This is a genomic window from Microbacterium gawkjiense, from assembly GCF_031932225.1.
In the GTDB taxonomy this organism is placed as follows: domain Bacteria; phylum Actinomycetota; class Actinomycetes; order Actinomycetales; family Microbacteriaceae; genus Microbacterium; species Microbacterium gawkjiense.
This window is the reverse complement of the sequence record NZ_JAUZVV010000001.1, coordinates 806,779-826,752: the sequence shown is the minus strand read 5'-3', so window position 1 is coordinate 826,752 and position 19,974 is coordinate 806,779. Positions and strand designations below refer to the sequence as shown.

The following is a 19,974-nucleotide window of genomic DNA, read 5'->3' as shown; positions in this document are numbered from 1 at the left end:
TAGGCTTTATGCCGTCCACCACGCCGTGCCTTCCGGTCGATCGATCGGAGGCCGTCGGTCCTGCGAACTCGTCTGCCCGGGGGGAGTCAGAACGCTCATGAAGTCCTTCGCCTGGCTCCGTTCACGGCCCCGCACGATGGCATCGATCGGCGCCGTGACCGCCGCCGTGGTCGCCGTCGGTGTCCTCGCGCTCACCTACGACGGCGAGCCGACGACCGAGGTCGAACTGAACGACGGCGGCGTCTGGCTGACGAAGCAGACGAGCCTGCTGGTCGGGCATTTCAACAACGAGTCGCGCCTCCTCGACGGCGGCCTCCGCACGCTGTCGCAGGAGTACGACATCCAGCAGGCGGGCAACCGCGTCCTGGTCACCGACCAGACCGAGAACACCGCCACGGCGATCGACCCGGCTCGTGTCGTGCTCTCCGACAAGGCCGACCTGCCCTCGAACGCCCAGGTCGTGCTGGGCGGCCCGACCGTCGCGACGATGGACGAAGGCGGTGCGCTGCGTGCCGCACCGTTCACCTCGCTCGCCGCCGTCGGCAAGGAAGCCGGTGATCCGATCGCCGAGCTCGGCCGGGGCGCCGCGGTCACGGTCAGCACGGCGGGCCTCGTCTACGCCGTCTCCGCCGAGAAGGGTGTGCTGTACGCCTATGCGCCCGACGCGCAGGGCGTGTTCGTCCAGACCGCCGAGCGCGAGCTCGAGGGCATCGAGAAGAGCGACGAGCTGGCGATCACGTCCGTCGGCGGCGTGAGCGTCGTCCTCGACCGCACGTCCTCGACGCTGTACACGAGCGACGGCCTCGTCACCCAGGTGCCCGACGAGGCGATCCTGCAGCAGCCCTCGAACGTGACCGACACCGTCACGCTCGCGACTCCCACCCAGCTGGTGCGCGTCCCGCTCGCGGGCGGCGATCCGGTCACGACGGATGCCGGTGACGGCGGTGCTCCCGCGCAGCCGGTCTACGTCGCGGGGTGCGCGTACGGGGCCTGGTCGGGCTCCGGCTCCTTCGTCCGCGACTGCGTCGGCGACGAGGACGACCTCACCAAGACGGTCGAGGGGATCGACCGCTCGAGCCAGCTCCGCTTCCGCGTGAACCGCGACGTCGTGGTCCTCAACGACATCTTCGGCGGGTCCGCCTGGATGGCCAGCGACGCCCTCCAGCAGGTCGACAACTGGGAGGACCTCACGCCGCCCGAGGGCGAGGGTGAGGAAGAGGAGGAGACGACGGAGGAGACGATCCAGTCGACGCTCCCCGAGCGGACCGAGAAGAACACCCCTCCGGTCGCCGAGAACGACCGCTACGGTGTGCGCCCGGGCCGCACCACGGTGCTCCCCGTGCTCGAGAACGACCTCGACGCCGACGGCGATGTGCTCGTCGCGAAGGTCACGGCCAAGCCGTCGATCGGTGAGGTCACCCCGATCTACAACGGGACGGCGCTGCAGATCGAGCTGCCCGAGGACGCGAGCGGCACGACGACGTTCACCTACGAGGTCGACGACGGCCGCAAGGGCAAGGACACGGCCCGCGTGTCCCTCACCGTCCGGCCCCTGAGCGAGAACTCCCCGCCGGTCCAGAAGCGCAAGACGGCGATCACCGTCGAGACCAACGGGGTCGTCTCGTACAACGTCCTCAGCGACTGGGTCGACCCCGACGGCGACGACATCTTCCTCCAGAGCGTCACGCCCGACGGCGGCGACGAAGCCGAGTTCACCTCGGACGGCCAGATCACCTATCGCGCGATCGGCGGAGTCCAGGGGCGCAAGGACGTTCCGATCAAGGTCTCCGACGGCAACGAGGACGGCGCCGGCGTCGCGCGGTACGACATCCGTCCCCTCGGCACGACGCTTCCGGTCACGAACGCCGACCACGTCGTCACCCGTCCCGACCGCCCCGTCACCGTCCGCCCGCTCAGCAACGACACGAGCACAGGGAGCGAGCAGCTGCGGCTCACGCGCGTCGACGACGTCGAGAACGGCACCGTGACCCGCGACTACCCGGACAAGTCGTTCACGTTCCAGGCCTCGCGGACCGGAACGTACTACGCCACCTACCTGGCCTCTGCAGGCGCGAACTCCGCTCCGGGGATCGTGCGCATCGATGTGCTCCCCGAAGAGGATGCCGACGTCGCACCCATCGCGGTGCGCGACGTCGCGCTGCTCCCCACCGGCGGGGACGTGCTCGTCAACGTCCTGGGCAACGACACGGACCCGGCGGGCGGCATCCTGGTCGTCCAGTCCGTCTCGGTCGAGCCGGACAGCGGCCTCACCGCCGCCGTCCTCGGTCACGAGACGATCCGGGTGAGCGACCAGTCCGCGCTCGACCAGCAGGTCCGCATCCGGTACCGGATCTCCAACGGCTCGCAGTCGGCCGACGGCGAGATCATCGTCATCCCCGTCCCGGCACCCGAGAAGCTCAAGCCCCCGACCGCACTCGACGACGAGGCCGTCGTTCGGGTCGGCGACGTCGTCACGATCCCCGTGATGGACAACGACTACCACCCGAACGGCGACGAGATCCACGTCTCGCCCGAGCTGGTGCCGCCCCTGGTCGACGAGGCCGACGGCGATCTGTTCGTGTCCGAGGACACCCTGCGCTTCCGTGCCGGCACCGAGCCCAAGACGGTCAACGCGACGTACGAGGTCGAGGACTCGACCGGGCAGCGAGATGCCGGTTACGTCACCATCCGCATCCTGCCGCGGGACGACGAGGCCAACGCCGCTCCGCGTCCGCGCGACGTGACGGTCCGCGCGCTCAGCGGATCGGGCACGCAGGTCCCCATCGACCTCAACGGGATCGATGCCGACGGCGACTCGGTGCAGCTCGTCGGCCTCGCCTCCTCGCCGAAGAAGGGCAAGGTCACGGGGATCGAGGCGGACTCGTTCACGTACACCGCCTTCGAGGATTCGGTGGGCGTCGACCGCTTCCGCTACCGCGTCCGCGACAACCTCGGCAAGGAGGCGACGGGACTCGTCGAGGTCGGCATCGCCCCGGCCGAGTCGACGAACCAGGCGCCGTACGCCGTGCGCGACTCGATCACGATGCGTCCCGGCCGCACCGTCGCGGTCGACGTGCTCCAGAACGACTCGGATCCCGACGGTGACGATTTCGGGTTCGCCGAGAACGCCGTCGAGGTGCCGGACGTCCCCGGGCTGGATGCTGAGGTCTCGGGCCAGCAGCTGCTGATCACCGCCCCTGACGAGCCGATGCAGACGAGCGTGCTCTACACGATCGCCGATGAGCGCGGGCTGAAGGCCACGACGGCCGTACAGATCACCGTCGACCCGGACGTGCCGCTCGCCCGACCCGTCGCGCGGGACGACCGCGTTCTCGCCGAGGACGTGGGGGAGGACGGCACCGTCGTCGTCGACGTCCTCGAGAACGACGACGACCCCGACGGCACCCGTTCCGCGCTCGAGGTCTCGCTCGGCGAGGGCGGCGAGAACGCACGCGTCCTCTCGGACGGGCGCGTGAGTCTCACGGTGGGCGACGAGCGTCAGCTGATCACGTACCTCGTCCAGGACGAGGACGACCAGGTCGCCGCGGCGTTCGTCCACGTGCCGGCACTGGCCGACCTTCCGCCGACGCTGATCTCGACGGAAGGGGTCACCGTCAAGAGCGGCGAGACGATCGAGCTGCCGCTCTCGGAGTACGTCCGCGCGTCCGGCGGCGGTGACGTCGTCATCACCGAGCAGGAGAAGGTGGCGGCCTCGCACAGCAACGGCGCCAACCTCGTGAAGGACGAGCGCACGCTCGTCTACACCTCGGCCGAGCGCTACTTCGGTTCCGACGCGCTCACCTTCGAGGTCACCGACGGCAACGGGCCCGACGACGAGAACGGGCGCAAGGCGACGCTGACGATCCCGATCACGGTGACGCCCCCCGACAACGAGCAGCCGACGATGGTCGGTGCGTCGCTCAACGTCGCGCCCGGCGAGGACCCCGCGACGCTCGGTCTGCGCGAGCTGGTGACCGACCCCGACCCCGGCGATCTCGACAACCTCACCTTCTCGCTGGCATCCGACGCGCCGGCCGGCACGACCGCGCAGATCGAGGGCAGCACCCTCTCGGTCGGGGCTGCCGCGGACACACCGAAGGGCACGGCGTTCCCGCTGACCGTACGGGTGACCGACAACCAGACGGATCCCGTCGAGGCGACGATCCAGGTGCGGGTGACGGCCTCGACGCGCGAGCTCGCCTCCCTGAACGACGACGTCATCCCGCAGGCCGACCAGGGCGAGACGATCCCCGTCGACGTGCTCACCAACGACGTCAACCCGTTCCCCGAGACGCCGCTGCGCCTCGTGTCGGCGAACCTCGAGACCGGTCAGGGTCGCGCTGTCGTCAACGGTGACCGCGTGGACGTCACGACCCCGTCGGACTTCGTCGGCAACGTCGTGGTGCGGTACCGGGTGCTGGATGCCACCGAGGACGCCGATCGTGCCGTCGAGGGCCGGATCAGGATCACGGTCCAGGGACGCCCCGACGCGCCCGGCAAGCCCACCGTGACGGCGGTGGAGAGCCGAACGGTCGTTCTCAGCTGGACGCCGCCGGTCGACAACGGCCGCCGTATCGAGGGCTACACGGTCACCTCGACGGCGGGCGGCTACACCCGCGAGTGCCCGTCGACGACCTGCACGCTCGATGGGCTGACGAACAACGTCGAGTACAACTTCGTCGTCACCGCGACCAACAGCGTCGGCGAGTCCGACCCGTCGGTGCCGTCGGAGACCGCGCGGCCCGACGTGCGGCCCGACCAGCCGGCCCCGCCGACGCTGAAGTTCGGCGACCGGAGCCTCGATATCGCGTGGAAGACGCCGCGCACCGAGGGTTCTCCGGTGGAGAGCTACACCCTCGAGATCTCCCCTGCGCCGCCGTCGGGCGTCGCCCAGAAGACGGGCCTCACGGGCAACACGCACCGCTGGGAGGGTCTGCAGAACGGCACCGAGTACCAGGTGCGCGTCCGCGCCCACAACCGCGCTCCCGAGCCGTCGGACTTCTCGCAGTGGTCCGCCGGTGAGATTCCGGCCGCTCCGCCTGCGGCCGCCGGTGCGCCCAGCGTGGCCCGGCTCGAGCCGGTGGGCAACCGTGCGCAGATGCGCGTGTCGTGGAACCAGCCCGCCGACAACGGCGACGCGATCGACGGGTACGAGCTCCGCGTGATCCGCGGTGGCAACGTCGTCGACACGATCGCCGTGCCCGCCGGGCAGACCAGCCAGGCCGTCGTCGTCGACACGTCGCAGTCCGACTACACCTACGACGTCCGCGCGCAGAACAAGGCGGGATGGGGCGATCGCAGCGCCCAGTCCGCGCCGCGACGCGCGTTCACCCCGCCGGGGGCGCCGACGAACGTCGCGGCGCGCGAGGGGGACAACCAGGTCGTCGTGCAGTGGGAGCCCGGCGCGTCCAACGGCGCGAACGCGAACGAGATCCAGTACCAGTACAGCGTGAACGGGAACGGCTGGCGGGCCGACTGGGTCGCCGGCGGCGGCTCGGGGACCTCCGGCACGATCGGCAACGGTGCGGTGAACAACAACGGCGCTTACACGATCCAGATCCGCGCGGTGGCCACGGCCGACGGCACCACCTACGAGGGGCCGGCTTCGGCGGCATCCAACCAGGTGCGGCCCTACGGCCAGATCGGCAACCCGACGGCCAAGGCGACCCGGACCAATGAGCGCCAGATCACCATGGAATGGAGCTCGCCGGCAGAGAACGGTCGTCCCGTCACGACGGAGATCCGCACCGGTGACGGGCGCGGGTGGCGTCAGGTCGCCGCGTCGGGCTCCGAGACCTACAGCGGGCTGAACTACAGCGAGACCCGCACGATCGAGGTGCGCACGAGCGCCGAGGGCAGCCAGCCCACGACGGCGCAGGACAGCGCGACGACGGCCGCACCTCCGCCGCCGCCGGACCCGCGGGCGCGCGTGAGCCGCGGCTCGAGCGCCAGCGGTCAGCCTGGCTGCAGCGGTTCGGCGTGCGCCTACTTCAAGGTGACCGTCTCCGACTTCACCCCGGGCACCTACGCGTACGACTGCTACGGCAACGGATCGCGCTTCGACACGGCCAACGAGAGCCGCTACTTCCCCGCCAACGGCGAAGTGCAACTCGGCTGCTACTGGGGCTTCCCGGATGCCGAGGTCTGGGTGACCCTCAACGGCAAGCGATACGAGACCAGTCGCTGGTGACCCCCTTCGAGAGCAAGGACTGAACGAATGAGCATGACCCCCGAACAGGCGGCCTGGTTCCGCGACACGTTCACGCGTCTCGTCGACAACGTCGACCAGGCGCTGATGGGTAAGCGCGAGGTCGTCGGCCTCGTCCTCGCGGCGATGCTCGCCGAGGGACACGTGCTCCTCGAGGACGCGCCCGGTACGGGCAAGACCAGCCTCGCGAAGGCGCTCGCTGCCAGCGTGCAGGGCACGTCCACCCGCATCCAGTTCACGCCCGACCTGCTGCCCTCCGACGTGACGGGTGTCACGATCTACGACCAGCAGAACCACAAGTTCGAGTTCCACAAGGGACCCGTCTTCGCGTCGATCGTGCTCGCGGACGAGATCAACCGCGCCTCGCCGAAGACCCAGTCGGCGCTCCTCGAGGTGATGGAGGAGTCGCGGGTCACCGTCGACGGTGTGCCGCACGAGGTCGGCCGCCCGTTCCTCGTCATCGCGACGCAGAACCCGATCGAGCAGGCGGGCACCTACAAGCTGCCCGAGGCGCAGCTCGACCGCTTCATGATCAAGACCTCGATCGGCTACCCGTCGCTCGCCGTCGCCGAGCGGATCCTTGCCGGCGAGGTCGACCGCAACCCGTCCGGCAAGCTGAGCCCCGTCATCACGACCAAGGCCGTCGCCGACATGGCCGACCTGGCCGCATCCGTCCACGTCGACCCCGCCGTCGCGCGGTACGCCGCCCAGCTCGTCGAGGCGACGCGCGAGTCGGATGCCACGAAGCTCGGCGTCTCGGTGCGCGGCGCGATCTCGATGATGCGGATCGCGCGCGTCGTCGCGGCATCCCAGGGACGTCACTACGTCATCCCCGACGACGTGAAGGCGCTCGCCGCACCCGTCTGGACCCACCGTCTCGTCCTCGACCCCGAGGCCGAGTTCGCCGGCACGACCTCGGAGTCGGTCATCGAGCGCGCGCTGGGCCAGGTCGAGGCACCCCTCGCGAGGGCGTCGGCCTGATGACGATGACGCCGGAGACGGTGGCCACGGCGCCCGACGCGCCCGGCCCCTCCGGCGTGCCCGCAGACGCCCCGGACGAGACCACCGACGCGCCCCAGCTCGCCCCGCGTCAGGCGACGCGCTGGGAGAAGGTGCGGGAGGATGCCGGGGTGTGGGCGCGCCGCGCCGGGGCCCGCATCGCGGTCATCGCGGATGTGATCCAGGTCACCGGTTGGGTGGTCATCGCGGCCGCTGTCGTCCTGTGGATCACCGCGTTCGCCCTCGGATGGCAGGAAGCGTTCGTCGCCGCGGTGGTGGCCACGATCCTCGCGCTGCTCTGCGCCGTCTTCCTCTTCGGCCGCACCGCCTACGACGTCGACCTCGACCTGACCCGCACCCGCGTCGTCGTGGGGGAGCGTGCCGTCGGCGCGCTGACCCTCGCGAACCGCACCTCGCGATCGCTGCTCCCGTCGGAGGTCGTCCTGCCCGTCGGCGCCGGCCGCGGTCTGTTCCAGGTCCCGCGCCTGGCCACGGGCGCCGAGCACGAGGAGCTGTTCGCCATCCCCACGACCGCCCGCGGCGTGCTCGCGGTCGGTCCCGTCAGCGTGCTCCGCGGCGACCCGTTGGGCCTGTTCGAGCGCACCCACGATCGCCGGCAGGCGGTCGACCTGTTCGTCCACCCCCGCACGCTGCCGCTCGACGGTCTGTCGCTCGGCCAGATGCGCGACCTCGAGGGCCTGCCCGACCAGCACCTCGCGCGCGACGACGTGTCGTTCCACGCGCTGCGCGACTACCAGCCCGGCGACGACCTGCGCCACGTGCACTGGAAGTCGACGGCGCGCACCGGCACCCTGATGGTCCGCGAGTACGAGCAGACCCGGCGCTCCCACTTCGTCGTCGCCCTCTCCACCCACCCCGGCGAGTACCGCGACCCGGAGGAGTTCGAGACCGCGATCTCGATCGCCGGCTCGATCGGCCTGCGCGCGCTGCGCGACTCCCGGACCCTCGACGTCCGCACCTCGGCGGGCAAGATCCGCGCCGAGTCCGGACGCCGCTACCTCGACTCCCTCGCGGCCATCGAGACCAGCAAGCCCCGCGAGGGCGGGATCGTCGCGCTCGCCGGCATCCTGGCCGCGCATTCCCCGGATGCCGCCGTGGCCGTCCTCATCTGCGGGTCCACGGTCGACGCGGGGCAGCTCCGGCTCGCCTGCTCGCGCGTGCCGTTCGGTGTGCGCACGCTCGCGATCATCGCCGACAGCCGCCTCGACGCCCCGGCACTGCGCCGCGTGGGCGACGCCGACGTCATGGCCCTGGGTGAGCTGGACCAGCTCCCGAACGCGATCCGCAAGGTCCTGTCGTGAACCGGCTGCGCTTCCTCCTGCTCCCCGGGTCGACGTGGCGTCGCCTCGTCGCCGACGTCGGCGCGGTCGTCCTCCTCATCACCGTCGGCATCGTCGGCTTCGCGGCGACGTTCGAGGGCGCGACCTACCTCGTCGCCGCCGTCGGCGCCCTCGTCGTCGGCATCGCCCTCGCGTGGGTCGGCGCGAGGTGGCGCTGGGGGGTGCTGACCCTCGCGGGCGCGACCGTCGCCGTGTACTTCCTGCTCGGGGGCGCGCTGGCCCTGCCCGCCACGACGTTCCTCGGCGTCATCCCGACCCTCGAGACGTGGCGTCAGCTCGCCTTCGGCATCGTGACGGCGTGGAAGGACCTGCTGACCACGGTGCCCCCCGTCGCGCCCGACGACGGCCACCTGATCGTCCCGTTCCTCATGACGCTCGTGGCGTCGGTGCTGACCGCATCGCTCGCGCTGCGGCTGCGTCGGCCCGCGTGGGCGCTGATCCCGGCGTCCGCCTTCATCGCCGGCGAGATCCTGCTCGGCACGGCGCAGACCGTCGCCCCGATCGTGCAGGGTGCCCTGTTCGTCATCGTCGCCGTCGTCTGGTTGGCGCTGCGCACCCTGTGGAGCCCGGAGCGCACCGCGGTCGAGGCCGCGACCCCCGGGGCGGATGCCTCGCGTGCCGCACGCCTGCGCCGCCTCGTCTCGGGCGGGGTCGTCGTCGCCCTCGCGACCGGAGCGGGGGCGGCCGTCGCAGCGACCGCCGCCCCGCCCACGCAGCGATACATCCTGCGCGATTTCGTCGTGCCGCCCTTCGACATCCACGACTACGCGAGCCCCCTGCAGTCCTGGCGCGGGTACGTCCGCGACTTCGAGAGCGAACCCCTGTTCACCCTGAGCGGCCTCCCCGACGACGCTCGCGTTCGGCTCGCGACGATGGACGCCTACGACGGCATCGTCTACAACGTCGCCGAGGACGGCGCGGGCTCGTCGAGCGCCTTCACCCCCGTCCGGTCCAACATGTCGCCGCAGGCGAAGGGCGACGAAGCGACCGTGCGCGTCGACATCGAGAACCTCGACGGCGTCTGGCTGCCGTCGGTCGGTTCCGCCCACGAGATCACCTTCGCCGGTGATCGGGCGAACGACCTGCGCCGTGGCGCGCACTTCAACGACGGCACCGGCACCGCCGTCGTCACCTCCGGGGTCCACTCCGGCGACCAGTACACGATCGACACGACCGTGCCTGTGGAGCCGACGGACGAGCAACTCGCCGACCAGCAGTTCGCCCCGCTGAAGATGCCGCGGCAGACCGGCATCCCCCAGTCCCTCAGCGAACTCGCCTCGGACGCCACGGAAGAAGCCGAGACCCCGATCGAACGGGCGCGCGCGCTCGAGAGCTACCTGCAGAGCGAGGGCTACTTCAGCCACGGTCTGGCCGACGACGTCTACTCACCCTCCGGGCACGGAGCCGCTCGGGTCACGATGCTCGTCTCGAACGAGCAGATGGTCGGCGACGACGAGCAGTACGCCGTGACGATGGCGCTCATGGCCCTGCAGCTCGGCATGCCGGCGCGGGTGGTCATGGGCTGGTACCCGGACGAGGGCGAGCAGGACGGGAGCGGGGTCTTCACCGCCACCGGCGACAACATGCACGCCTGGGTCGAGATCGCGTTCGAGGATGCCGGATGGGTGACCTTCGATCCGACCCCCGACGAGGACAACGAGCCGAGCCAGCAGAACACGAAGCCGCGCGCCAACCCGAAGCCGCAGGTCCTGCAGCCGCCCCCGCCCGCGCAGGAGCCGGCGGAGTTGCCGCCGGCGCTCGCCGAGGAGCGCGACCAGGACGAGGAGGAGCCTCCGGGGCTCGACTGGCTCGGACCGGTGCTTCTGTGGACCGGGATCGGTCTCGGCACCCTCCTCCTGCTGCTGTCGCCGTTCCTCGTGATCGGCGGGGTGAAGGCCGCCCGCCGCACCCGCCGCCTGCGCGCCGAGCGCACCGCCGACCGGGTGTCGGGCGGGTGGGACGAGCTCGTCGACCGCGCCGTGGACTACCGCGTCGCGGTGCCGCCGGGGTCCACGCGCGCCGAGAGTGCCCGCGCCGTGGGGGAGACCTTCGACGGTCCCCGCGTCGCGACCCTCGCTCAGCGCGCCGACGCCGAGGTGTACGGCCCCGGCGACCCCACGCCGGCGGACGTCGACGCGTTCTGGCGCGAGGTCGACGAGATCGTCGCGGGCATGGCGGGCGGTGCCACGTTCTGGCAGCGGCTGCGCGCCCGCCTGAGTCTGCGCTCGCTGCGACGGGGTGGGATCCGGCGAACGGCGCGACGGCCATGACCGCCCGCGTGCCCGCGACGATGCGTCACCGCATCCTCGCCGTCGTCATCGACTGCGCGATCGCGGCCGCCGTGAACGGGGTCGCCGTCGGCATCGTGGTCGCCTTGTCGATGGTGACCGCGGTCCCGATCCTCTGGCTGCTGCCCGTGCTCGGCGTCGTCAGCACGGCCTGGTTCCTCGTGCACACCGGGATGCAGGGCGGTCGCGGCTCCCTCGGCATGCGCTTCATGGGGGTCCGGTTGGCCCACGCCTCCGACGACGCCGAACTCGGATTCGGACGCGCGCTCGGTCGCAACCTCCTCTGGGGCCTCACGGCGAGCATCGTCGTCGGGTTCTTCTCGCCGCTGTTCGACTCCTCGCGCTGGCGGCGCGGGTGGCACGACCTCGCCTCGGGCGCGGTCGTCGTCGACGTGGCACCCGCCCCGCGCCCGTCGGCCCCCGTCGAGCAGTCCCCGGCGGACGTGCGGCCCGCGCCGCTCCCGGCGCCCGCTCCCGCTCCGGCGGTGCTCGCGGCCGCGGCGCCGCCCGCCCCCTCGGGTGCCGGCCGGCCCGTCGCCGTGCCGGCATCGGGCCCTCTGCCGCCGCCCTTGTGGGCCCCGGCATCCGTCCCTGCGAACCGTCGCATCCCGCGCACCCTCCCCGTCGACGTGATCTCCACGGTTCCCGGCGTGCCGCACCGAGATGGCCGGCCCGCGACGGCCGAGCGGGTCGCGCCCCCGGTGATCGCGATCCTCGGGTGGGATGACGGCACCCGGCACACCGTCTACGAGCCCACCCTGTTCGGCCGCGGCCCCGGTCAGCAGCCGGGACGGCGCAGCACCGCGGTGCGCGACGAGACGCTCTCGCTGTCGAAGACGCACTTCGAGATCGGCGCCGACGACGAGGGCACGTGGGTCGTCGACCGGCATTCCCTCAACGGGGTCGTCATCGTGCGGGCCGGCCAGCCGCAGCGCCTCATGCCGGGGCGACGGGCGCGCGTGTGGTCGGGCGACGTCCTCGAACTCGGCGACCGGCGGCTCACGGTGGAGAGCGCCCGGTGACGGCGATCGACGTCCGCGTCGGAGCGGCGACCCACCCGGGGCTGCGTCGCCGCGTCAACGAGGACTCGCACCTCGCGGAGTACCCCCTGTTCCTCGTCGCCGACGGCATGGGCGGCCACGACGCCGGCGCCGCCGCGAGCGGGGCGGTCGTCGCCGCGTTCCGCGCCCTCGTCGGGCGGGACTCCGTCGGCATCGAGGGGATGCGGGCCGCTCTGTCGCGTGCCCGCGTCGCCGTCGAGCGCATCGGGTATGCGGGGCGCGCGGCGGGCACGACCCTCAGCGGCGTCGCGATCACCGAGGTCGGCGGGCACGGCTACTGGCTCGCGGTCAACGTGGGCGATTCGCGCACGTACCGCTTCGCGGACGGCGAGCTCGAGCAGATCAGCGTGGACCACTCCGTCGTGCAGGAGCTCATCGACGCGGGCGAACTGACCGGCGACGCCGCCGGTCGTGATTCCCGCCGCAACGAGATCACGCGCGCGATCGGCGGCGGCAGCGGCGGCGAGGCGGACTTCTGGCTGCTCGCGGCCGAGGCGGGGGACCGCATCCTGGTGTGCTCGGACGGGCTCTCGGGCGAGGTGCCCGAGGAGCGCATCACCGGCATCCTGCGCGACGTCATCGATCCGCAGGATGCCGCGACCCGCCTCGTCCACGAGGCGATGCTGCACGGCGGACGCGACAACATCACGGCCGTCGTGGTCGATGCCGTGCGCGTCGCGGGGCAGGATGAGGGGGACACGACGCCCGGCCTCGGGTCGTCGGACGCCGATGAGGACACACGGCCGCGTGCAGCGGCAGGAGGAGACGCCTGATGCGCGCAGTGCGGTATCGGCCCGACGGCAATGCCGAGGCGTGGCGTGCGGCGGTGACCGGGTCGGCGCTGGCCGTGCTGCCCCCCGCGGTCACGCCGCACGCCGTCGAGGGCGTGTGGCGCCGTCTCGAGGGCGGCGGCATCGGCGCCGTGCTCGACTCGCTCACCGGCGCGTTCGGCACCTCGCTCGCCGCGATCCCGCCGTTCGGCCTCGCGGTCGCCGAGGGTGACGGCGTCCGCGTCGCGGTGCGCGGCCCCGTCTCGCTCGTCGTCGAGACGGCGGACGGCGTCGAGGAGGTGTCGGGAGCGGGTGTCGCGACCTGGACCGAGCGGTTCCTGCCGCGCGCCGTCCGGGTGAGCGTCGACATCGGTGCGGGATCGGATGCCGACCTGCTGCCCATCGAGTCCGGGGTCGTGCCCGCGGCGCAGATCGTCTTCGACCTCGTCGCGCGCGACGCCGCACCGGCGGCCGCGCCCGTCGAGGCCCCCGCGTCGCCGGTGGCCGAGCCTGCGGAGGTGGCCTCGTCGGCGGCGGATGTACCCGAGAGCGACGTCGCGGAGTCGGATGCCGCGGAGCCGGAAGCGCCGGAGTCGGATGCGGCGGAGCCGGAGCCCGACCCGACCGCCGCCGAATCGGAGCCCACAGAATCGGCCGCCCTCGAACCGCACGCCGCAGAGCCGGAGCCCGCGACGCCGGAGCCCGCGACGCCGGAACCGGCGGAGCCGGACCACGACGCCGTGGCGGAGGACGTCGGCGAGACGATCGCCTCCTCGCGCACGCTCGCGAAGGACTCCCCGCCCGCGCCGCCGGCCGTACCCGGGCTGGTGACCGGGGTGCCTCCCGTGCACACGCTCGGCGGGTCGCCGGTGTCGACCCCCGGCATCCCCGAGGCGACCCGCGCGCCCGACGGGGGCGAGACCATCGCCGGGATCGACGAGGACCCCGTGCTCGGAGCGACCATCGCGAGCCCGCGCACCGCCGCGCAGGGGACCGCGCCGGTGCCCGCGCTGCCGCCGTTCGTGCCGCCCCACCTGCCCGCCCCGCCGCTGCCCGGCGCCGCCGAGCTGGGCGATCACGACGGCGCGACGGTGTCGGTCGCCGAAGCCCGCGCGATGCGCGCGGCATCCGCCTTCGACTCGATCGAGGACGTCCCGCCGCGCAGTCCGTCGCGCGGGCGCATCCGCCTCGCCGACGGGCGGGTCATCGAGCTCGAGCGCACGGTCATCGTCGGTCGACGCCCGCGCTCGACCCGCCCCGCCGAGAACGAGCTGCCCACGCTCGTCGCGGTCGACGGACCGCAGCACGACATCTCGCGCAACCACGTCGAGATCCGCGCCGAGGGTGAGCACGTGCTCGCCGTCGACCTGGCGAGCACCAACGGCACCGTCCTGCTGCGCGGCGGACACGACCCCGTGCGGCTGCACCCCAACGAGCCGACCATGGTCATCGACGCCGACGTGCTCGACCTGGGCGACGGTGTCACGCTGACCTTCGAGGACCTGCCGTGAGTGCGAAGCGCGCTCCCGCCGCGCCGCCGCAGCTCCCCGGTTTCTCGTACGTCCAGGTCCTCGGCTCCGGCGGCTTCGCCGACGTGTACCTGTACGAGCAGGCCCTGCCGCGCCGCCGCGTGGCGGTGAAGGTGCTCCTCGCCGAGAAGATGACCAGCGGCGCCGTCGAGCAGTTCCAAGCCGAGGCGAACGTCATGGCGATGCTCTCGACGCATCCCGCCATCGTCACGATCTACCAGGCCGGGGTGGCCGAGGACGGCCGGTCGTACCTCGTCATGGAGTACTGCTCCAAGCCGAACCTGCAGGTGCGCGCCCGCTCGGCGCCCATCTCGGTCGCCGAGGCGCTCCGTGTCGGCATCCAGGTCGCCGCCGCGGTCGAGACGGCCCACCGCGCCGGCATCCTGCACCGCGACATCAAGCCCGCGAACATCCTGGTCACCGAGTACAACCGTCCCGCGCTGACCGACTTCGGCATCGCGACGACCGCCGATGGCCGCGATCCTTCCGCGGGGATGTCGATCCCGTGGTCGCCTCCGGAATCCTTCGCCGACACCCCCGAGTTCACGGTGCAGTCCGACGTGTGGGCGCTGGGCGCCACGGTCTACAACCTGCTCGCCGGCCGCTCGCCCTTCGAGGTGCCCGGCGGTCGCAACGGCGGCGCCGACCTGATCCGCCGCATCGAATCCGAGCCGCTCGCGCGCCTGGAGCGACCCGACGCGCCCGCGTCGCTCTTCCAGGTGCTCGAGCGGGCGATGAGCAAGCGCCCGCTGGACCGGTTCGAGTCGGCCGTCGCCTTCGCCCGCGCGCTGCAGAAGGTGCAGATCGAGCTCGCGCACTCGGTCACCCCGATCGACATCCTCGACGATGCGCCGCCCGTCGAGGAGCAGGAGGAGGACGGCGAGCTCACGCGCGTGCGGGGCATCGTCAGCATCGATCCGCACACCGCACCCGCCGCAGGGCCCACGTGGGAGCGTTCGGCTCTCGCCGCCGGTTTCGGGACGGGCCCCGACGCGACGGTCCAGCGCGACACCTCGGGTTGGGCGCCCGGTGGCGCGCCCGCCGACACGAGAGCGGACGCCACCGTGCTGCGCCCGCCGACCGCCATCCCGCCGGCCGCTCCGGTGACGAGCGAGGTCGACGAAGGCACGATGCTGCGTGCCCCCCAGCGCACAGCGGCCACCCCCGCGGCGACCCCCGCGGCGACGGGACCCGCGCCCGCGACTGCCACGACCGCGCCGCCGGCGCGCTCGCGCAAGGGGCTGTGGATCGGCATCATCGCGGCGGCCGTCGTCGCGGTCGTCGTGGTCGGTGCGGTCCTCGTCGCCTCGGCACTGGCGCCGCCCGCCGAGGTGGCGGGCCCGCAGGAGACGGCGACGACCGCCCCCGAGCCGCAGGACCCGGTGGCGGACTTCATCGCCGCGCCGGAGAAGAGCGACCACACGATGCGAGGCGGCAAGGTGATCTTCCGCTGGGTCAACCCCGATCCGCAGGAGGGCGACACCTACGTCTGGCAGCGGGTGCGGCTCGACGGCGGCGAGGCGGCCGCCGAGAACGTCGCGAAGACGAGCGTCGTCGTCCCGCTCGACGGCGACACGCAGGTCTGCATCGACGTCAGCGTACGGCGCGAGAACGGCGCGACGAGCGACGCGACGCGCCTCTGCGCCTCGTCCTGAGGGGGCGGATCAGCCCCGGTCGAGAACCTTCACGATCACCGACCGACGGCGCAGCTCCGCGATCGTCCGGGTCTCCTCGTGCGCGTCGCGCCCGAGCGCCTTCACGTCGGTGACGACGAGGACGTCCCCGGCGCCGAGGCGGCCGAACAGTCGCGTGAGCCGGTCCTCCCACGTCTCGCCGGTCTCGGGGGCGGGATGCCGGAACCCGGCGATCGGCACCCCGAACTTCGCGAGCGCCTCGCGCTGCGCGACGATGCTCGGCATGTCGGGGCGCGAGACGACGAGACCGACGAGCCGGGATCCGGCGGGCAGGGCGAGCCACCACTCGGGGCTCGGATCGACCGCGGCGAGCCCCGGGGCATCCGTCATCGGGTCGTCGGGGATCGCGATGGTGCGCGACTCGGCGTAGTCGCCGGGTGTCGGCTGGTCGGCGTGTGCGTCCACGGTGATCTCCTCGCTCGCTCCCATTGTGTCCGATGACGGCGGTGCCGCGAATCCGAGCACGGTCGAGGCCGTCGCCGCAACCCGTTCCGCGCGCGGGATCGGCGGGCGTACCGTTCCGGCATGACCTTCAACCCGGATGCGGACGTACGGGGCTCGCGCGCGACCCGCCGCGGCGGCCGGGGCGCCGTGATCGCCGGCGGTGCCGGCGGCGCGGGAGCCGTCGTCGTGCTGCTGCTGATGCTTTTCACGGGGCAGGACTTCAGCGGCTTTCTCGGCGGGGGCGGCGGGGGTGGCACGTCCCCCGACCAGGGCGTCGTGGAGAACTGCGACAGCGGCGCGGACGCCAACGCGAACGACGACTGCCGCCTGGACGCCGGCGAAGAGGTCATCAACGCGTACTGGCAGAGCGAGCTCGACGGCTACGAGAAGCCGAAGCTCGTCCTTGTGGAACAGCAGGCGCAGACGCCGTGCGGCACGGCATCCAATCAGACCGGTCCGTTCTACTGCCCGACCGATCGCACCGTCTACATCGATCCGACGTTCTGGAGCATCCTGCGCGGCCAGCTCGGCGCCGAGGGCGGCGACCTCGCCCAGCTGTACGTACTCGCCCACGAGTACGGGCACCACGTGCAGAACCTCCTCGGCGTCTTCGAGGAGTACCCGCGCGACGGCACCGGCGAGGACAGCAACGCCGTGCGCACCGAGCTGCAGGCAGACTGCTTCGCGGGCGCCTGGACCGCCGCCGCTCCCGATCAGACGGATGCCGAGGGTCGGCCGTTCCTCCTCGAACCCACGCAGGCGCAGATCGACGATGCGCTCAACGCGGCCGCCGCCGTCGGCGACGACCACATCCAGCAGCAGTCCGGGCAGGTGAATCCCGAGAGCTGGACGCACGGATCGAGCGAGCAGCGACAGCGGTGGTTCATGGCGGGGTACGAGGGCGGCAGCACCGCGTGCGACACGTTCGTGGTCCCGGCGGGGGAGCTCTGAGGGCCTCCGGGGGCCCCGACTGCTAGACTGGGCGGGTTGCGGCATCCTTCCCTGGTGCCCCTCGCGTCGTAGAACGCATCATCCGCTGCCGATCCATCGATCGTCGCCGGCGACTCCTTCTCACGGCGAACCCGTCTGCGCACTCGCACCCGGGACACCGATCCGGGCGATCACGCCCGAGTTAGCTCTCTCATGACTGAACCCACGTTCGGCACGCTCGGCGTGCCCGCTCCCCTCATCGCCGCGCTCGCCGCGGAGGGCAAGACCAGCCCCTTCCCCATCCAGGTCGACACCCTGCCCGACACGCTCGCCGGGCGCGACGTGCTCGGCCGCGGCCGCACCGGCTCGGGCAAGACGCTCGCGTTCTCGATCCCGATGGTCGCGCGCCTCGGCCAGGGTCTCGCCGGCGGCACCCGCCGCCGCGGCCGCATCCTCGGTCTCGTCCTCGCACCGACGCGCGAGCTCGCGACCCAGATCGACCGCACCCTCGCGCCGCTCGCCGCGGCCTACGGCATGAAGACCGCCACGGTCTTCGGCGGTGTGAACCAGAACCGCCAGGTCGAGGCCATCCGCGCCGGCGCTGACATCGTCGTGGCCTGCCCCGGCCGCCTCGAGGACCTCATGCAGCAGAAGCTCGTGAGCTTGGACGCCGTCGAGATCACCGTCATCGACGAGGCCGACCACATGGCCGACCTCGGCTTCCTGCCGGGTGTCACCCGCATCCTGAACGCGACCCCGCAGGGCGCGCAGCGCATGCTGTTCAGCGCGACGCTGGACAACGGCGTCGACAAGCTCGTGAACCGCTTCCTGCAGAACGAGGTGCTGCACTCCGTCGACGAGGCGCACTCGCCCGTCGCCGCGATGACCCACCACGTCTTCCACGTGCCCGGCTCCGACGAGAAGAAGGAGCTCGTGCGCTTCCTCGCCTCGGGCACGGGCCGCCGCATCCTGTTCCTGCGCACCAAGCACGCCGCGAAGAAGCTCGCCAAGCAGCTGACGTCGCAGGGGATCCCCTCGGTCGACCTGCACGGCAACCTCTCGCAGCCGCAGCGCGACCGCAACCTCGCCGCCTTCTCGGCCGGCACCGCCCGCGTGCTCGTCGCGACCGACGTCGCCGCCCGCGGTGTGCACGTCGACAACGTCGAGCTCGTCGTCCACGTCGACCCGCCCATGGAGCACAAGGCGTACCTGCACCGATCGGGTCGCACCGCTCGCGCGGGCGCCGAGGGCGCCGTCGTCACGATCGTCCTCCCCGAGCAGCGTCGCGACGTCGATCAGCTGCTGCGCAAGGCGTCGATCTCGGTCACGCCCGAGACCGTGACCGCGGCATCCGCGTCGGTCGTCGAGCTCGTCGGCGAGGTCGCCCCCCACGTCGCGCCGGCCCCCGAGCAGCCGCAGACCCGCGGTGGCGGACAGAGCCAGGGCGCCAACGCGCAGCGCAAGCGCGCCGCTCGCGAGGGCCAGGGCGACCGCGGTCGCCAGGGCCAGGGTGGGGGCCGCGGGCGCGGTCAGGGTCGCAGCGCGGAGGCGTCGCGTCGCACCTCCGACGCGCCGCGTCGCGATGCTCAGCCCGCGCGCACGGCCGGTCACGGCCAGGCCGCTTCGCACGGCGCCCCGAAGGCCGCTCCGACCGGCGGCGCGCGCCGCACCGGGCGTCGCGCCACCGGGGGCGGGTCGCTCACTGTCGGCTCGGTCGTCCGCCAGAACGGCGCCGGCCGCCGCGGCGGTCGCTGACCTCGAACGTCCGAGAGCCGCATCCCGTCCACCGGGGTGTGGCTCTCGTCGTCCGTTCGGGTCGGACGTCCCTCAGCCCGCGGCATCCGTCGGCGGCTGGATCACGACGCCGGTGACGTCGATCGTCCGACCGGCGATGGCGGAGATACGGAACACCGTCGCCTGGCGCGGCGTCGAGACGTCGAGCGGCAGGATGACGACCTCGACGCGATGGTCGCCGACGGTCAGGATGCCGTGACCGGGCGCATCGACGAACAGCGAGTACGTGCGCGCCCGCATCGGCGGACCGCCGTCCACGGGGGTGCCGGGCTCGGGGGAGCGCGGGAAGATCCGCCGCACGGTCGGCTGCGGCCGACCCGGGATCTGCCCGCTCTTCATCCGGAGCGGGAACAGAGCGATCACCTGTCCGACGAAGAGCTCGATGATGTCGTCGGGACCCGTCGAGGATGCAGCGTCGTCAGACGCTGCCACGCTCACGCCGACTCGGAACGGACGAGCTCGCGATCGGAAGAGGCGACCTCGAGCGCACGACGCAGCTGCGTGCTCGAGGTGTGGACGGTGTACGGGAAGTAGACGACCTCGACGCCGACCTTCGCGAACTCGCGCTCGAGGCGGTCGCCCTTCTCGGTGCCGCGCCAGTCGTCACCCTTGAAGAAGTGAGTGAACCCGACCTCCCGCCACACGTCGAGCTTGTTCGGCACCGTCTCGATGTGGACGTGGTCGACGAAGCGGATGCCGCGCACGATGTCGGCGCGTTCGGACGTCGGGATGAACGGATCGACACCCTTCACCTGGTGCAGCATCTCGTCGCTGACCACCCCGGCGATGAGCAGATCGCAGTTGTCCCTGGCATGCCGAAGGATGTTCAGGTGTCCCACGTGGAACAGGTCGAACGCCCCCGCGGCGTAACCGATACGCACAGTCATCGCAAGCTC

At 72.3% G+C, this 19,974-nt stretch carries 13 protein-coding genes; 10 read left to right on the top strand and 3 right to left on the bottom strand.

Annotated elements, in window-relative coordinates; translation table 11 throughout:
- The first annotated feature begins 97 nt into the window (after positions 1-97).
- Genes Q9S71_RS03970 through Q9S71_RS03935 form a run of 8 tightly spaced genes read left to right on the top strand, consistent with a single transcriptional unit; the run spans position 98 to position 15,871 of the window.
- Positions 98-6,190 carry an Ig-like domain-containing protein gene (locus tag Q9S71_RS03970; RefSeq protein ID WP_311860655.1) on the top strand — a complete coding sequence of 2,031 codons (6,093 nt, stop codon included), beginning with the start codon at positions 98-100 and terminating at the stop codon, positions 6,188-6,190.
- A 27-nt stretch (positions 6,191-6,217) separates the two neighbouring features.
- The gene (locus Q9S71_RS03965; RefSeq protein ID WP_064003569.1) at positions 6,218-7,189 is read left to right on the top strand and encodes an AAA family ATPase; all 972 of its coding nucleotides are present in this window, start codon (positions 6,218-6,220) and stop codon (positions 7,187-7,189) included.
- Positions 7,189-8,529, top strand: coding sequence for a DUF58 domain-containing protein (locus tag Q9S71_RS03960; protein WP_311860652.1), 1,341 nt, complete (start codon positions 7,189-7,191; stop codon positions 8,527-8,529). Before Q9S71_RS03965 ends, Q9S71_RS03960 begins: the two co-directional genes overlap by 1 nt.
- A complete protein-coding gene (locus Q9S71_RS03955; protein ID WP_311860650.1) occupies positions 8,526-10,838 on the top strand; it encodes a transglutaminase TgpA family protein in 2,313 nt (770 codons plus the stop codon). The genes Q9S71_RS03960 and Q9S71_RS03955 overlap by 4 nt, the downstream gene beginning before the upstream one ends.
- Positions 10,835-11,878, top strand: a complete 1,044-nt coding sequence (locus Q9S71_RS03950) for an RDD family protein (RefSeq protein ID WP_311860647.1) — start codon at positions 10,835-10,837, stop codon at positions 11,876-11,878. Before Q9S71_RS03955 ends, Q9S71_RS03950 begins: the two co-directional genes overlap by 4 nt.
- Positions 11,875-12,690, top strand: a complete 816-nt coding sequence (locus tag Q9S71_RS03945; RefSeq protein ID WP_311860645.1) for a PP2C family protein-serine/threonine phosphatase — start codon at positions 11,875-11,877, stop codon at positions 12,688-12,690. Before Q9S71_RS03950 ends, Q9S71_RS03945 begins: the two co-directional genes overlap by 4 nt.
- Positions 12,690-14,198 carry an FHA domain-containing protein gene (locus tag Q9S71_RS03940; protein ID WP_311860643.1) on the top strand — a complete coding sequence of 503 codons (1,509 nt, stop codon included), beginning with the start codon at positions 12,690-12,692 and terminating at the stop codon, positions 14,196-14,198. Before Q9S71_RS03945 ends, Q9S71_RS03940 begins: the two co-directional genes overlap by 1 nt.
- Entirely contained in the window at positions 14,195-15,871 is a 1,677-nt protein-coding gene (locus tag Q9S71_RS03935) for a serine/threonine-protein kinase (RefSeq protein WP_311860641.1), read from the top strand. Before Q9S71_RS03940 ends, Q9S71_RS03935 begins: the two co-directional genes overlap by 4 nt.
- Positions 15,872-15,880: 9 nt before the next feature.
- Here the strand turns inward: Q9S71_RS03935 and Q9S71_RS03930 are convergent, their stop codons facing one another.
- Positions 15,881-16,315, bottom strand: a complete 435-nt coding sequence (locus Q9S71_RS03930) for a recombinase family protein (protein WP_064003946.1) — start codon at positions 16,313-16,315, stop codon at positions 15,881-15,883.
- A 120-nt stretch (positions 16,316-16,435) separates the two neighbouring features.
- Between Q9S71_RS03930 and ypfJ the strand changes: the two genes are divergently transcribed.
- Both ypfJ and Q9S71_RS03920 read left to right on the top strand, forming a co-directional pair.
- Complete coding sequence (ypfJ, locus tag Q9S71_RS03925) at positions 16,436-17,305, top strand: KPN_02809 family neutral zinc metallopeptidase (protein WP_311860639.1); 870 nt, start codon at positions 16,436-16,438, stop codon at positions 17,303-17,305.
- A 192-nt stretch (positions 17,306-17,497) separates the two neighbouring features.
- Positions 17,498-19,039 carry a DEAD/DEAH box helicase gene (locus tag Q9S71_RS03920; RefSeq protein ID WP_311860637.1) on the top strand — a complete coding sequence of 514 codons (1,542 nt, stop codon included), beginning with the start codon at positions 17,498-17,500 and terminating at the stop codon, positions 19,037-19,039.
- A gap of 72 nt (positions 19,040-19,111) precedes the next feature.
- On the opposite strand, the gene Q9S71_RS03915 is transcribed toward Q9S71_RS03920, so the two are convergent.
- Entirely contained in the window at positions 19,112-19,510 is a 399-nt protein-coding gene (locus Q9S71_RS03915; protein ID WP_253034988.1) for a hypothetical protein, read from the bottom strand.
- 2 nt (positions 19,511-19,512) lie between these two features.
- Positions 19,513-19,965 (bottom strand): FAD synthase family protein, encoded by a 453-nt coding sequence (locus Q9S71_RS03910; RefSeq protein WP_311860634.1) that lies wholly within the window; start codon positions 19,963-19,965, stop codon positions 19,513-19,515.
- Positions 19,966-19,974 lie beyond the last annotated feature (9 nt).

Bases quoted from the DNA above. Each gene is read 5' to 3' on its own strand.
- Q9S71_RS03970 (WP_311860655.1), top strand. From the start codon at position 98: ATGAAGTCCTTCGCCTGGCTCCGTTCACGGCCCCGCACGATGGCATCG.
- Q9S71_RS03965 (WP_064003569.1), top strand. From the start codon at position 6,218: ATGAGCATGACCCCCGAACAGGCGGCCTGGTTCCGCGACACGTTCACG.
- Q9S71_RS03960 (WP_311860652.1), top strand. From the start codon at position 7,189: ATGACGATGACGCCGGAGACGGTGGCCACGGCGCCCGACGCGCCCGGC.
- Q9S71_RS03950 (WP_311860647.1), top strand. From the start codon at position 10,835: ATGACCGCCCGCGTGCCCGCGACGATGCGTCACCGCATCCTCGCCGTC.
- Q9S71_RS03940 (WP_311860643.1), top strand. From the start codon at position 12,690: ATGCGCGCAGTGCGGTATCGGCCCGACGGCAATGCCGAGGCGTGGCGT.
- ypfJ (WP_311860639.1), top strand. From the start codon at position 16,436: ATGACCTTCAACCCGGATGCGGACGTACGGGGCTCGCGCGCGACCCGC.
- Q9S71_RS03920 (WP_311860637.1), top strand. From the start codon at position 17,498: ATGACTGAACCCACGTTCGGCACGCTCGGCGTGCCCGCTCCCCTCATC.
- Q9S71_RS03910 (WP_311860634.1), bottom strand. From the start codon at position 19,965: ATGACTGTGCGTATCGGTTACGCCGCGGGGGCGTTCGACCTGTTCCAC.